Origin of the sequence: Streptomyces sp. NPDC007896, assembly GCF_042959425.1 — a bacterium.
Lineage (GTDB): Bacteria > Actinomycetota > Actinomycetes > Streptomycetales > Streptomycetaceae > Streptomyces.
The window spans coordinates 156,211-170,183 of sequence record NZ_JBIBKX010000004.1 but is presented as its reverse complement, the minus strand read 5'-3'; the positions used below and the strand labels follow the sequence as shown (position 1 = coordinate 170,183).

The window sequence follows — 13,973 nt, the reverse complement described above, 5'->3', positions numbered from 1 at the left end:
GACGGGCGCGACCACACGGGCGCCGGGCTCCCGCTGCCGCCCCCTGCGCCCCTGAGGGCCTACGCGGACTTCGCCGCCCGCATCGCCGCACCCACGATCCCCGCGTTGTTCTGCAGCTGCGCCGGGACGATCTCCGCCTTGATGCCCTCGATCAGCGGCAGGAACCTGTCGGCCTTGCGGCTGACGCCGCCGCCGATGATGAAGAGCTCGGGAGAGAAGAGCATTTCCACATGGGCGAGGTACTTCGTGACCCGGCGCGCCCAGTGCTCCCAGGTCAGCTCGTGGTCCTCCTTGGCCTTGGTGGAGGCACGCTTCTCCGCGTCGTGGCCGTTCAGCTCGAGGTGTCCCAGCTCGGTGTTCGGAACCAGCTCGCCGTCGACGAAGAGCGCGCTGCCGATACCCGTGCCGAAGGTGAGCAGGAGGACCGTGCCCTGACGGTCGCGCCCGGCGCCGAACTGCATCTCGGCGACGCCCGCCGCGTCCGCGTCGTTCAGCACCGTCACCGGGAGGCCGCCCAGCCGGTCGCCCAGCAGGGCCCGCGCGTCGGTGTCGATCCACGCCTTGTCGACATTGGCAGCCGTACGAATGGTGGCGCCGCCGGTGACCACCCCGGGGAAGGTGATGCCGACGGGTCCCGTCCAGCCGAAGTGACCGACGACCTCCTTCACGCCGTCGGCCACCGCGTCCGGGGTCGCCGGATGGGGAGTGAGCACTTTGTAGCGCTCCTCCGTCAGTTCGCCGCGGTCCAGGTCCACAGGGGCACCCTTGATCCCGGATCCGCCGATGTCCACGCCGAAGATCTGCATGGCCCTACGCTACGTCGTACGACTGACAGTTACTTCTCGGAGGGGGCGGAAGCACCGGCCGCCGTGCGCTGCTCCACCAGCGCCGCCGCCTCCGCGCGCAGATCGCGGCGCAGTTCCTTGGGCAGCGAGAAGGTGATGGACTCCTCGGCCGCCTTGACGATCTCGACGTCCTCGAAGCCACGGGCGGAGAGCCACTCCAGGACCTGCTCGACCAGGACCTCCGGGACGGAGGCGCCCGAGGTGACACCGACCGTCGTCACGCCCTCCAGCCAGCCCTCCTCGATCTCGTCGGCGAAGTCCACGAGGTACGCCGCCCGCGCCCCCGCGAGCTTGGCCACCTCGACGAGACGCACGGAGTTGGAGGAGTTGCGCGAGCCGACCACGATGACCAGGTCCGCCTCCTCGCCCATCTGCTTCACGGCCAGCTGGCGGTTCTGCGTGGCGTAGCAGATGTCGTCGCTGGGCGGGGAGATGAGCTGCGGGAACTTCTCCTTCAGCGCGTCGACCGTCTCCATCGTCTCGTCGACCGACAGCGTGGTCTGGGAGAGCCAGACGACCTTGGAGGGGTCACGGACCTCGACCTTGGCGACGTCCTCGGGGCCGTCCACAAGAGTGATGTGGTCGGGCGCCTCGCCGGAGGTGCCGATGACCTCCTCGTGGCCCTCGTGGCCGATCAGCAGGATGTCGAAGTCCTCGTTCGCGAACCGGACGGCTTCCTTGTGGACCTTGGTGACCAGCGGGCAGGTCGCGTCGATGGTGGCGAGCCTGCCGGCCGCGGCCTCGTCGTGGACGACCGGGGCGACGCCGTGCGCCGAGAACATGACGATGGACCCCTCGGGGACCTCGGTCGTCTGCTCGACGAAGATCGCGCCCTTCTTCTCCAGGGTCTGCACGACGTACTTGTTGTGGACGATCTCGTGGCGGACATAGATCGGGGCCCCGTACTGCTCAAGGGCCTTCTCGACGGCGATCACGGCGCGGTCCACGCCAGCGCAGTAGCCACGGGGGGCGGCGAGCAGGACACGGCGGCCAGGCGAAGCAGTCATGGCACCCATCGTAAGGCCGCACTCGGCGCCTCAAAGATCGCCTCCATGGGGAGACTGAGGAGGAGCTGGGCGGGGTGGGGGGACGCGACCCCCGGGAGGCACGATGTCCGACACGCGGACCACCGCCGGAGCGGCCGACGAGACCGGTGCCGGGTACGGACTGCGGCGCAGCCTCGCGGTCACTGTCGCCGTGATCGTGGAGGCGTCCGGGGCCGCTCAGGTGGTCGGTGCGGCGTGGTCGGCCTCGGGGGCGGGGGTGCTGCCGGCCCAGCGGGGACGCGTCCGCGTGGAGCGGGGGGCTGCTTCGGCGCTCCGCGCCAGGAAAACTACGGCGCTCCGCGCCAAGAACGCGTGCGGGCCTCGTGTCAGTGGGGGCCGTTAGTCTCGGGCGCATGGCTCTCAACACGTCCGCGGACGCCCCACTGCCCGTCGGTGAGGTGTCGCGGCTCATCGGAGGGTGGATCGACCGGCTCGGCGCGGTGTGGGTCGAGGGGCAGATCACCCAGTTGTCGCGGCGCCCCGGCGCGGGCGTCGTCTTCCTGACCCTGCGCGACCCGTCGTACGACATCTCGGTGAGCGTCACCTGTTACCGGCAGGTGTTCGAGGCGGTGGCGGACGTGGTGAGCGAGGGCGCCCGCGTCGTCGTCCTGGCGAAGCCGGAGTGGTACGCGCCGCGCGGGCAGCTGTCGCTGCGGGCCACCGAGATCAAGCCGGTCGGCGTCGGAGAACTCCTCGCGCGCCTCGAGCAGTTGAAGAAGTCCCTGGCGAGCGAGGGGCTGTTCGCGGCCGATCGCAAGAAGGCCCTGCCGTTCCTGCCGCAGCTCATCGGGCTGGTGTGCGGGCGGGCGTCGGCGGCCGAGCGGGACGTGCTGGAGAACGCGCGGCATCGCTGGCCGGCCGTCCGCTTCGAGGTGCGCAACGTCCCCGTGCAGGGGGTGCACGCGGTGCCGCAGGTCGTGCAGGCCGTGAAGGAGCTGGACGCGCTCGACGCCGTGGACGTGATCATCGTGGCGCGCGGCGGCGGCAGCGTGGAGGACCTGCTGCCGTTCTCGGACGAGCAGCTCGTACGGGCGGTCGCGGCCTGTCGTACGCCGGTCGTGTCGGCCATCGGGCACGAGCCCGACAACCCGTTGCTGGACTTCGTGGCCGACCTGCGCGCGTCCACGCCGACGGACGCGGCCAAGAAGGTCGTGCCGGACGTCGGGGAGGAGTACGAGCGGGTGCGGTTCCTGCGGGACCGGGCGCGGCGGAGTGTCCAGTCCTTCATCGACCGGGAGGAGCGCGGGCTCGCGCACGCGCTGGCCCGGCCCTCGATAGAGGATCCGCACCGGATGGTCGACGAGCGCGCCGACCAGGTCGCCGCGCTGCTGGACCGCGGGCGGCGCACGCTCGGGCATCTGCTCGACCGCGCCGACTCGGAGCTGACGCACACCCACGCGCGTGTGGTGGCCCTCTCCCCCGCCGCGACCCTCCAACGGGGCTACGCGGTGCTGCAGAAGGCCGACGGTCATGTGGTCCGGGATCCGGACGAGGTGGCGCAGGGCGAGGCGCTGCGGGCGCGGGTCGCCGAGGGTGAATTCACGGTACGAGTCGATGCATAGGGTGGGCGCATGACCAGCAAGGTGGACGAGGCGCTCGGGTACGAGCAGGCGCGGGACGAGCTGATCGAGGTCGTACGCCGACTGGAGGCGGGCGGCACGACGCTCGAGGAGTCCCTGGCGCTCTGGGAGCGGGGCGAGGAGCTGGCGAAGGTCTGCCGCCGCTGGCTGGAGGGCGCGCGGGCCCGCCTGGACGCGGCGCTGGCCGAGGAGGAGTCGGAGGACGGGGACGCAGACGGGGGCCGCGACTCCGAGTGACGTGACGACGCTCGCCCCCCCTTCCGCAGCCGGTGACACCCGGCTTTCCGCAGCCGGTGACACCCGGCGACATCCTCAGTGACGCCCGGCCGCCGTCCCGCTCTGTGACGGTGGCCTCGTCGTTCCCCCGGAACCCTGGCGCCCGGAAGCGACCTCGTTCCCCCTCACCGCTTGTGAAGCGGATCACCTCACCCCGATTTTGATTGAACCTTAAACCTCCTCCACGTACTGTCGACATCGCCAGCCGATCCCCCGGATCCACCGCACATCCCGAGAAGGTTTCCGATGTCTCTCGTTCTTGACCCCGCCGCCCAGGACCTGCTGTTCCGCGAGGCCCGCACCGCCAACACGTTCACCGACGAGCCGGTGACCGACGAGCAGGTGCAGGCGATCTACGACCTGGTCAAGTACGGCCCGACCGCCTTCAACCAGTCGCCGCTGCGCATCACCCTGGTCCGCTCCGCCGAGGCCCGCGAGCGCCTGGTGCAGCACATGGCCGAGGGCAACCAGCCCAAGACCGCCACCGCCCCGCTGGTCGCGATCCTCTCCGCGGACAACGAGTTCCACGAGGAGCTCCCCGCCCTGTTCCCGCACTTCCCGCAGGCCAAGGACGTCTTCTTCGCCGAGCGCCCGGCCCGTGAGGGTGCCGCCGCGCTGAACGCCGCCCTGCAGGCCGCGTACTTCATCATCGGCGTCCGCGCCGCCGGCCTCGCCGCCGGCCCGATGACCGGTCTCGACTTCGCGGGCGTCCAGAAGGAGTTCCTGGACGACGACCACACCCCGCTGATGGTCGTCAACATCGGCAAGCCGGGCGAGGACGCCTGGTTCCCGCGCTCCCCGCGCCTGGAGTTCGACCAGGTCATCACGACCGTCTGAGCCCCCGCGTACGCCCCGGCGCGTACGTGCACGAGAAGGGCCCCCGGCAATGGCGCCGGGGGCCCTTCTCACGTCTCACGTGGATGCATCACGCAGACGCATCACGCCCGTCACGCCGTCCCGACGCCACGACGCCCCGACGCCCCGACGCCCCGACGCCACACAGTCACGACGTCTTCAGCGCCTCCGCCATCTTCGTCAGCTGCCCGAACGACGCCGTCCCGGTCACCACAGTGGTCGCCCCCTTGGCCTTGAGCACGAGGGCGTCGTACTTGTCGCCCTCGTACCGCTGCCACGTCACGTCACCGATCCGCTGGGTGGCCTTCGTCTCCTTGGCGCCCTGGCTGGCCGAGTCGATGAAGGCAGCCGCAGGCTGAGTGGACTGCTCGATCGCCACGTACTGACCGTCGGGGTCGTGGAAGCCCAGGTGCCAGGCGTCGAACTCGGCGCCGTCGTACCGCACCGAGGTCGCCTTCCACGCCGTCGGCAGACCCACGGGTGCCGCCACGGGATACGACGCCGCGCGGCGCGCCGTGAGCAGCTCGACGCGGTAGTCGACGCGCTTGAGAGGAGGCGCGGAGTCGTCGTGCGGGATGAAGATGTAGATCACGCCCGCCATGAGCCCGATCAGACCCAGGGAGAGGAGCATGTCCCGGACGCTCTGCTTGCCTTTCGTACCTGCCACGCCCCTATCGTCGCAGGTGCCCTGGCCTGCTCATCCGTGGGGCCCCCTGCTCATTTTGTCAGCCTGACGATAGAGTCGGGGCACACCCTCATCCGGCCGTCGTCGTATCAGAAAGGTGCGCTCCGATGACCGAGCATCATCTGCCGTCCGAACTCGAGGTCCCTTCCGAGGCCCCCGACCGAAATCTCGCCCTGGAACTCGTCCGGGTCACCGAGGCCGCCGCGATGGCCGCGGGCCGCTGGGTCGGCCGCGGCGACAAGAACGGCGCCGACGGCGCCGCCGTCCGGGCCATGCGGACCCTCGTCTCCACCGTCTCGATGAACGGCGTCGTTGTCATCGGTGAAGGCGAGAAGGACGAGGCCCCGATGCTCTTCAACGGGGAGCGCGTGGGCGACGGGACCGGCCCCGAGTGCGACATCGCCGTCGACCCGATCGACGGCACCACGCTGACCGCCAAGGGCATGAGCAACGCGATCGCGGTGCTGGCCGCCGCCGACCGCGGCACCATGTTCGACCCGTCCGCGGTCTTCTACATGGACAAGCTGGTCACCGGGCCGGAGGCCGCCGACTTCGTCGACATCAACGCGCCCGTCTCGGTGAACATCCGCCGGGTCGCCAAGGCCAAGAAGTCCTCGCCCGAGGACGTCACCGTCGTGATCCTCGACCGACCGCGCCACGAGGGGATCATCAAGGAGATCCGCGAGACCGGCGCCCGGATCAAGCTGATCTCCGACGGCGACGTCGCGGGCTCGATCCTCGCGCTGCGCGAGGGCACGGGCATCGACCTGCTCCTGGGCATCGGCGGTACGCCCGAGGGCATCATCTCCGCCTGCGCCGTGAAGTGCCTGGGCGGCACCATCCAGGGCAAGCTGTGGCCCAAGGACGACGAGGAGCGGCAGCGCGCGGTGGACGCCGGGCACGACCTCGACCGTGTGCTGTTCACCGACGACCTGGTCTCCGGCGAGAACGTGTTCTTCGTCGCCACCGGGATCACGGACGGGGAGCTGCTGCGCGGGGTGCGGTACCGGGCGGAGACCGCGACCACCGAGTCGATCGTGATGCGGTCCAAGTCGGGTACGGTCCGCCAGATTCGGTCGGAGCATCGGCTGAGCAAGTTGCGGGCGTACAGCGCGATCGACTTCGACCGCGCCAAGTAGCTCCGCGGGGGCGCTCCGCTGGGAGTGCCGGGGAACTGCGGGTTGTGGGTCACTGCGGGCGCGTCGTGGTCGGTCGCGCGGTTCCCCGCGCCCCTTGCGGGGCGCTTGCCTTACGTACGGGGCGCGTGAAGAAGCTTGCCTTACGGGGCGCGTGAAGAAGTACGTACGGCAAACGCAAAGAAGTACGTACGACAAAGGGGCCGGCCCTGTGCGGAGGGCGGCCCCTTTGGCGTACGTGCGATCAGCCGGCCGCGGCTATCGTGCCGCGGGCGGCCTTCTTGAGTTCCACGTCGCGGCGGCGGCGCCGGGCGAGCACCACGCGGCGCTCGGCGGCGGTGAGGCCGCCCCACACTCCGTACGGCTCGGGTTGCAGCAGCGCGTGTTCGCGGCACTCGACCATCACGGGACAGCGGGCGCAGACGCGCTTCGCCGCCTCCTCGCGGGACAGCCGGGCGGCCGTGGGCTCCTTGGAGGGCGCGAAGAACAGGCCGGCCTCGTCCCTGCGGCACACCGCCTCCGTGTGCCATGGGGCTTCCTGATCCCTGTCCCGCACTGGCGCCCGCTGGGCCGGAACGGCAGCTACCTGCAGGGACTGATGCGGCGGTTGCAGCACGGTCTACTCCTGACGACGGCTTCGCGGGCGTGCCGGGCACCGCAGGAAGTCCCACAGCGCCCTCCAAGAGGCGATGCAGCAAGCCCTACCCGCTGTGCGCGCGCCTATGCACTGAGTTCCCAAGAGCGGAGCCGGTCGTTCAAAACGGGGCGCGGGTGAGTGGACCAATGCGCCCCGCGCGCCGTCGCGTTCACAGGCGTCAACGGTCGAGGTGTTTGCGCAAAGTCCTGTCCACCCGGTCCATCGTGCGGTCGAGGATGTCGGCGACGAGCTTGCCGCGCTTGGGCCGCGCCTCGATGTTCCCCAGCACCGCGAAGCCTTCGACGTAGACCACGGGGGCGTCGGGGTCGCCCGCGTCCGTGGTGTGCGTCTCGAAGTTGCCGAGGACTCCGCCGCCGCTGCCGCGCAGCGAGACGTTCTCCGGGACCTTGATCTCGACGTTGCCGAAGACCGAAATCGCCTTGATCACGACCTGTTGGTACTCGAAGATCGCCTCGCTGAGGTCGATGTCGACGGAGCCGAAGACGGCGTAGGCGTGGATGCGGCGCCCGGCGCGCCAGCGGCCCTTGCGCACGGCGGCGCTGAACACCGCCACCACGTTCTCGTCGGCCTCGGCCGGGATACCGCCCGGCTGGGGGCGGTTGGGCACGGACGTGTATGCGGGGGTCGCCCGGCCCGCGCGCGCGGCGGGCAGGTCCTGGACGAACCGGTCGAGCTCTCCCACCGTCTTCGTGGCCAGCACCCCCTCGACCCGCTCGGCATGCTCGTCGGCGGTGAGGCGCCCCTCGGCGAGGGCATCGCGCAGAATGTCGGCGATCCGGTCACGGTCGGCGTCGGAGGCCCGGAGTTCGGCGTCGGAGGCCCGGGTTTCGGTGCGCTTCTGAAGGTCCACGGCAGCAGCGTACCCAAACGCGATAGATCGCGACTACCCCTTCTCGCGACCTGTGGAAAACCGGCCCTTCACGCCAACTGAGCCTTACCTCACAGACTCACCGTCCGTGCCAGGTTCTACGCTGGTGGACGCTGCCAATGGAGGCATGCCGCTGTCTGTCGAGTGAGGAATGGGCTAGTGCCTGAGTTCGCGTACACCGATCTGCTCCCCCAGGGAGAGGACACCACCCCCTACCGGCTGGTGACCTCCGAGGGTGTCTCCACCTTCAAGGCCGACGGGCGCACGTTCCTCAAGGTCGAGCCGGAGGCGCTGCGCAAGCTCGCCGCGGAGGCCATCCACGACATCCAGCACTATCTGCGGCCCGCGCACCTGGCGCAGCTGCGGCGCATCATCGACGACCCCGAGGCGTCCGGCAACGACAAGTTCGTCGCCCTGGACCTGCTGAAGAACGCGAACATCGCGGCCGCCGGCGTGCTGCCGATGTGCCAGGACACCGGCACCGCGATCGTCATGGGCAAGCGCGGGCAGAACGTGCTCACCGAGGGCGGCGACGAGGAGGCCCTCTCGCGCGGCATCTACGACGCGTACACCAAGCTGAACCTGCGCTACTCGCAGATGGCTCCGCTCACCATGTGGGAGGAGAAGAACACCGGGTCCAACCTTCCGGCGCAGATCGAGCTGTACGCGACCGACGGCGGCGCCTACAAGTTCCTGTTCATGGCCAAGGGCGGCGGTTCGGCGAACAAGAGCTTCCTGTACCAGGAGACGAAGGCCGTTCTGAACGAGGCCTCCATGATGAAGTTCCTGGAGGAGAAGATCCGTTCGCTGGGCACGGCCGCCTGCCCGCCGTACCACCTGGCGATCGTGGTGGGCGGTACGAGCGCCGAGTACGCCCTGAAGACCGCGAAGTACGCCTCCGCGCACTACCTGGACGAGATCCCGGCCGAGGGCTCGGAGCTCGGGCACGGCTTCCGGGACAAGGACCTGGAGCAGAAGGTCTTCGAGCTGACCCAGAAGATCGGCATCGGCGCGCAGTTCGGCGGCAAGTACTTCTGTCACGACGTGCGCGTGGTGCGTCTGCCGCGGCACGGCGCGTCCTGCCCCGTCGCGATCGCGGTGTCCTGCTCCGCCGACCGTCAGGCCGTCGCGAAGATCACCGCCGAGGGCGTGTTCCTGGAGCAGCTGGAGACGGACCCCGCGCGCTTCCTGCCGGAGACCACGGACGAGCACCTGGACTCCGCCGGGGACGATGTCGTGCGGATCGATCTGAACCAGCCGATGGACGACATCCTGGCCGAGCTGACGAAGTACCCGGTCAAGACCCGGCTCTCGCTCTCCGGCCCGCTCGTCGTGGCGCGCGACATCGCGCACGCCAAGATCAAGGAGCGGCTGGACGCGGGCGAGGAGATGCCGCAGTACCTCAAGGACCACCCGGTGTACTACGCCGGTCCGGCCAAGACCCCCGAGGGTTACGCGTCGGGTTCGTTCGGCCCCACCACCGCCGGCCGCATGGACTCCTATGTGGAGCAGTTCCAGGCCGCGGGCGGCTCCAAGGTGATGCTCGCGAAGGGCAACCGTTCCGCGCAGGTCACCCACGCCTGTGACGCGCACGGCGGCTTCTACCTCGGCTCCATCGGCGGCCCCGCCGCGCGGCTCGCCCAGGACTGCATCAAGAAGGTCGAGGTCGTCGAGTACGAGGAGCTCGGCATGGAGGCCGTCTGGAAGATCGAGGTCGAGGACTTCCCGGCGTTCGTCGTCGTCGACGACAAGGGCAACGACTTCTTCAAGGACCCGGCGCCCGCCCCGACGTTCACGTCGATCCCGGTGCGGGGGCCTGGGCTGGCGTAGCGTCCCGGGACGCCAGAGGTGGCTGTTCGCTGCCTGGACGTGTCCCGCCACGCCCCGACGCTGTCCCACTTCGTCCCAGGAACGAGTGGGACAGCATTTTTGTGAGCTTTGCCGGAAACCCTCCGTGATGACCGGATCACAGCCTGTGGTCCGCAGGTCATCTCGGAGGGAAATCCCATGATTGGTCGCACCTTGCGCAACGGCCTGGTGGCCGCGATCGCGGCTGTCGCCGTCTTCCCGGTGACAGCCGTCGCCTCCGCCGCCCCGGCCGCTCCACACGTTCCCGCCCGGGGCGCCGCGTCCTCGCCGGTCGCGTCGTCGAGCTGGTACCCGGCGTCCCCGCAGTCGTCGATCCCCGGCCTCCAGCGCGCCTCGCACGCCCTGTCACTGGCCCCGAGGCACCACCACAAGCACTACGTGATCACCCACACGCACCACCACCACGCCCGGCACGTCCTGGGTCGGGTGACCACCCATCACACGCGTCTGCGCGTCCGGTCCGGTCCGGGTACCGGCTACCGGGTCGTCGGCTCGCGTCGGGCCGGCCGCGTGGTGACTCTCGTCTGCAAGAAGAACGGCTCCTCCGTCATGGGCAACTCGCGCTGGTACAAGCTCGCCAACGGCCGGGGCTACGTCTCCGCCCACTACGTCCGCAACAGCCGCGCCGTCCGCTGGTGCTGACGAACGCCCCGCCGCTCGCCTCCTGAGGTCCGGCGCCGGGCCGGCGGGGCGAGGTCCGCCCCGCCGGCCCGGTAGGACAAGTCGATCAGCCGACGACCCCACTCTCCTGACGAAACAGCAGGTCAACTCCCCTTCATATTCGGTTCGCATTCGGGCGATCGGGGTGTGCCCGGGCACCGTGCGAGGGAACACATCAGGGCGGTCACCCCGGCAGGGCGAGGGAGCGAGAGGAAGAGCCACGTGAGGGTCAAGAGACAGCCGCTGCCCGACTCGTCGGACGAGACAGAACACAGCAACGCAGTACGCACAAAAACAGACCATATCGACACGGGGTACATCGATACGGAGCGCATCGGCACGGAGGACATCGACGAGGAGCAGCTGCTGATGGAGCGGCTCCGGTGCCTCAAGCAGCGGACGGGCCTGAGTCTGGCCGCGCTGGCCTCCGTCACCCCGTTCAGCAAGTCGACCTGGCACCGCTATCTGAACGGCGATCAGTTTCCGCCGCGCTCGGCCGTCGAGTCGCTCGGCCGTCTGGCGGACACCGACCCGGGTCCTCTGCTCTCCCTGTGGGACGCCGCGTCCCAGGCCCAGTCAAGGGCGGCGACCCCGCCCCTGGGGGCCCCGGTCCCACAGGCCGCGGTTCCGGACGCGCCGGTTCGGGGCCGGCGCGTCCGGGGGTCCAACCGGGCCGTCATCGCCCTTGCGGCGATGGCGGCCACGGTGGTGGTCACCGCGGGCGCCGCCGACGTCCTCGACCCCGACCAGCCCGCGGCCCCCACGAGCGCCTTCTGCCGGGGCCGCGACTGCCAGGGGCAGTTCCCGACCCCCGAGGCCTGCGGCCGTGACGCGCGTACGGAGAGCACCGTCACGCGCGCCGGGCAGGTCGTGCTGCTGCGTTTCTCCCCCTCGTGCGCGACGGTCTGGTCGGAGGTCCGCACCAGGACCGGCGGGGCGCGGGAGATCTCGATCAGATCCGACCAGGACGAGCTGTCCGCCGCCTACCGGGGCGACCCCTCGGACGGCTACAGCAGCCCGATGCTGGCCGCGTCGAGCCCGCGCGGGGCGGAGGCCTGCGCCAAGGTCGGCGGGACGTCGGCGTGCACCGGACCGCTCGGCGGCTCACAGAGCTGACTCCCCGGGAGAAACGGGAGCCGCCTGGCCGGGAACACGGGGCACGTCCGCGATGCTGTCCCCACTGGAGGTGATCGTCGATGGCCGACGAACAGGCAGCCCCGTACCGGATCGAGCACGACTCCATGGGTGAGGTCAGGGTGCCCGCGGACGCGAAGTGGCGGGCCCAGACCCAGCGGGCCGTGGAGAACTTCCCCGTCTCGGGTCAGCGTCTGGAGCGCGCGCACATCGAGGCGCTGGCGCTGATCAAGGGCGCGGCCGCCAAGGTCAACGCGCAGCTGGGGGTGGTCGACAAGGACGTGGCCGAGGCCATCCAGGAGGCGGCGGGCGAGGTCGCCGAGGGGCGCTGGGACGCGCACTTCCCGGTGGACGTCTTCCAGACGGGTTCCGGAACGTCCTCCAACATGAACACCAACGAGGTCATCGCCACGCTCGCGACCGAGCGGCTCGGCAGGGACGTACACCCCAATGACCATGTGAACGCCTCGCAGTCGTCGAACGACGTGTTCCCCTCCTCGATCCACATCGCGGCCACCGCCGCCGTCACGCGGGATCTCGTTCCGGCCCTGGAACACCTCGCCGCCGCCCTGGAGCGGAAGGCCGAGGAGTTCGCGGACGTCGTGAAGTCGGGGCGTACGCATCTCATGGACGCCACGCCGGTGACGCTCGGGCAGGAGTTCGGGGGGTACGCGGCGCAGGTGCGGTACGGCGTCGAGCGCCTCCGGGCCTCGCTGCCCCGGCTCGCCGAACTGCCGCTGGGCGGGACCGCCGTGGGCACCGGGATCAACACGCCGCCCGGGTTCTCCGCGGCCGTCATCGCGGAGGTGGCGCGGGCCACCGGGCTACCGCTCACCGAGGCCCGTGACCACTTCGAGGCGCAGGGCGCGCGGGACGGGATCGTCGAGACGAGCGGGCAGCTGCGGACCATCGCGGTCGGGCTGACGAAGATCGCCAACGATCTGCGGTGGATGGCGTCCGGTCCGCGCACAGGCCTGGCCGAGATCAGCCTGCCCGACCTCCAGCCCGGCTCCTCGATCATGCCCGGCAAGGTGAATCCGGTCATTCCCGAGGCGGTGCTGATGGTCGCGGCCCAGGTGATGGGCAACGACGCGACGGTCGCCGTCGCCGGGGCCGCCGGCAACTTCGAGCTGAACGTCATGCTTCCGGTCATCGCGAAGAACGTCCTGGAGTCCGTCCGGCTCCTCACCAACGTCTCTCGCCTGCTCGCCGACCGCACCGTCGACGGGATCGTCGCCCACCGCGAACGGGCCCGCGAGTACGCCGAGTCCTCGCCGTCGGTCGTGACACCGCTCAACAAGTACATCGGCTACGAGGAGGCCGCCAAGGTGGCCAAGAAGGCACTGGCGCAACGCAGGACGATCCGCCAGGTCGTCCTGGAGTCCGGGTACGTGGAGCGCGGTGACCTCACCCTGGAACAGCTGGACGAGGCGCTCGATGTCCTGAGGATGACGCATCCGTAAACGGCGTTCACCCTCCGGATGACCTTGGAAGCCCTTGGATGACGCCTTCGTTACGTCATTCGCTCCATGGCGCGAACCGTGACGCGCACCGCAGCGTCGTATGCCTGTGGCACCTAATATCTGGTCATGGCAGAGGGTGGAGCGGTGAGGCGAGTGGCGGCGGGCGGGTCGACGGTGTACTGGGCCCCCGGGAGTCACATTCTGTGGCGGTACCGGGAGAACGCCGGTGAGCAGTTCCACATCTGCCGCCCCGTGACCGTCGTACGGGACGACGAGGAACTGCTCGCGGTGTGGATGGCGCCCGGCACGGAGTGTGTGAAGCCCGTGCTCGCCGACGGTACACCGGTGCACGGAGAACCGCTGGAGTCCCGCTACACCAAGGCGCGAACGGTGCAGCGGGGCCGCTGGTTCGGCAACGGAGTGCTGAAGTTGGCGCGGCCCGGCGAGCCCTGGTCGGTGTGGCTGTTCTGGGAACCGGGCTGGCGGTTCAAGAACTGGTACGTGAACCTGGAAGCCCCGCTCGCCCGTTGGGAGGGCGGGGTCGACTCCGAGGATCACTTCCTGGACATCTCCGTCCACCCGGACCGCAGTTGGCACTGGCTCGACGAAGACGAGTTCGCACAGGCGCAACGGGCCGGATTGATGGATACTCAACTGGCCGCACAGGTAAGAGAGGCAGGGCACTGTGCGGTGGAGGTGATCCGTGCCTGGGGCGCGCCGTTCTCGGACGGCTGGCAGCACTGGCGCCCGGATCCCGCCTGGCCGGTTCCTTCCCTGCCGGATGACTGGGACCGTACGCCCGCGCACGTGTCCTCATGAGACCCTTGATGCGCCCCCGTGGTACAACCGTAGGATCGTCCTCCGCAAGGGCGCACAGCAGCAACTCCCGCAGCATGCG

At 69.9% G+C, this 13,973-nt stretch carries 14 protein-coding genes and 1 pseudogene; 10 read left to right on the top strand and 5 right to left on the bottom strand.

Features of this window, described 5'->3' with window-relative positions; all coding sequences use genetic code 11:
• Positions 1 to 59: 59 nt before the first annotated feature.
• The gene (gene ppgK / locus ACFZDJ_RS15405) at positions 60 to 806 is read right to left on the bottom strand and encodes a polyphosphate--glucose phosphotransferase (RefSeq protein ID WP_168510867.1); all 747 of its coding nucleotides are present in this window, start codon (positions 804 to 806) and stop codon (positions 60 to 62) included.
• A 29-nt stretch (positions 807 to 835) separates the two neighbouring features.
• Positions 836 to 1,861 (bottom strand): 4-hydroxy-3-methylbut-2-enyl diphosphate reductase, encoded by a 1,026-nt coding sequence (locus tag ACFZDJ_RS15400; RefSeq protein ID WP_384912508.1) that lies wholly within the window; start codon positions 1,859 to 1,861, stop codon positions 836 to 838.
• 166 nt (positions 1,862 to 2,027) lie between these two features.
• Between ACFZDJ_RS15400 and ACFZDJ_RS15395 the strand changes: the two are divergent.
• The 4 genes and pseudogenes from ACFZDJ_RS15395 to ACFZDJ_RS15380 form a co-directional block, all read left to right on the top strand.
• Positions 2,028 to 2,234: pseudogene (locus ACFZDJ_RS15395) on the top strand (hypothetical protein); the annotation flags it as partial.
• A gap of 10 nt (positions 2,235 to 2,244) precedes the next feature.
• Entirely contained in the window at positions 2,245 to 3,453 is a 1,209-nt protein-coding gene (xseA, locus tag ACFZDJ_RS15390) for an exodeoxyribonuclease VII large subunit (protein ID WP_390932421.1), read from the top strand.
• A 9-nt stretch (positions 3,454 to 3,462) separates the two neighbouring features.
• Complete coding sequence (locus ACFZDJ_RS15385; protein ID WP_390932423.1) at positions 3,463 to 3,708, top strand: exodeoxyribonuclease VII small subunit; 246 nt, start codon at positions 3,463 to 3,465, stop codon at positions 3,706 to 3,708.
• Between the two features lie 285 nt (positions 3,709 to 3,993).
• On the top strand, positions 3,994 to 4,584 hold the full coding sequence (locus tag ACFZDJ_RS15380; protein WP_060901389.1) for a malonic semialdehyde reductase: 591 nt from the start codon (positions 3,994 to 3,996) through the stop codon (positions 4,582 to 4,584).
• Between the two features lie 166 nt (positions 4,585 to 4,750).
• Here the strand turns inward: ACFZDJ_RS15380 and ACFZDJ_RS15375 are convergent, their stop codons facing one another.
• Positions 4,751 to 5,269 carry a DUF4245 domain-containing protein gene (locus ACFZDJ_RS15375; protein WP_384912502.1) on the bottom strand — a complete coding sequence of 173 codons (519 nt, stop codon included), beginning with the start codon at positions 5,267 to 5,269 and terminating at the stop codon, positions 4,751 to 4,753.
• A 125-nt stretch (positions 5,270 to 5,394) separates the two neighbouring features.
• Here ACFZDJ_RS15375 and glpX point away from each other — a divergent pair, with 125 nt between their 5' ends.
• The gene (gene glpX / locus ACFZDJ_RS15370) at positions 5,395 to 6,426 is read left to right on the top strand and encodes a class II fructose-bisphosphatase (protein ID WP_391059425.1); all 1,032 of its coding nucleotides are present in this window, start codon (positions 5,395 to 5,397) and stop codon (positions 6,424 to 6,426) included.
• Positions 6,427 to 6,667: 241 nt separating this feature from the next.
• Here the strand turns inward: glpX and ACFZDJ_RS15365 are convergent, their stop codons facing one another.
• Together ACFZDJ_RS15365 and ACFZDJ_RS15360 are read right to left on the bottom strand one after the other, a co-directional pair.
• Positions 6,668 to 7,039 (bottom strand): WhiB family transcriptional regulator, encoded by a 372-nt coding sequence (locus ACFZDJ_RS15365; RefSeq protein WP_168510855.1) that lies wholly within the window; start codon positions 7,037 to 7,039, stop codon positions 6,668 to 6,670.
• Between the two features lie 199 nt (positions 7,040 to 7,238).
• On the bottom strand, positions 7,239 to 7,931 hold the full coding sequence (locus ACFZDJ_RS15360; protein ID WP_168510853.1) for a DUF1707 domain-containing protein: 693 nt from the start codon (positions 7,929 to 7,931) through the stop codon (positions 7,239 to 7,241).
• 177 nt (positions 7,932 to 8,108) lie between these two features.
• On the opposite strand from ACFZDJ_RS15360, the gene ACFZDJ_RS15355 reads away from it, so the two are divergent.
• From ACFZDJ_RS15355 to ACFZDJ_RS15335, 5 genes are all read left to right on the top strand, one after another.
• Positions 8,109 to 9,779, top strand: a complete 1,671-nt coding sequence (locus ACFZDJ_RS15355) for a fumarate hydratase (protein WP_168510850.1) — start codon at positions 8,109 to 8,111, stop codon at positions 9,777 to 9,779.
• Between the two features lie 177 nt (positions 9,780 to 9,956).
• Entirely contained in the window at positions 9,957 to 10,460 is a 504-nt protein-coding gene (locus ACFZDJ_RS15350) for an SH3 domain-containing protein (RefSeq protein WP_391059422.1), read from the top strand.
• Between the two features lie 240 nt (positions 10,461 to 10,700).
• A complete protein-coding gene (locus ACFZDJ_RS15345; protein ID WP_391059419.1) occupies positions 10,701 to 11,594 on the top strand; it encodes a DUF2690 domain-containing protein in 894 nt (297 codons plus the stop codon).
• A gap of 80 nt (positions 11,595 to 11,674) precedes the next feature.
• Positions 11,675 to 13,075: an aspartate ammonia-lyase gene (locus ACFZDJ_RS15340; protein ID WP_390932434.1), complete on the top strand. Its 1,401-nt coding sequence runs from the start codon at positions 11,675 to 11,677 to the stop codon at positions 13,073 to 13,075.
• A 126-nt stretch (positions 13,076 to 13,201) separates the two neighbouring features.
• Complete coding sequence (locus ACFZDJ_RS15335) at positions 13,202 to 13,894, top strand: DUF402 domain-containing protein (protein WP_180362044.1); 693 nt, start codon at positions 13,202 to 13,204, stop codon at positions 13,892 to 13,894.
• Positions 13,895 to 13,973 lie beyond the last annotated feature (79 nt).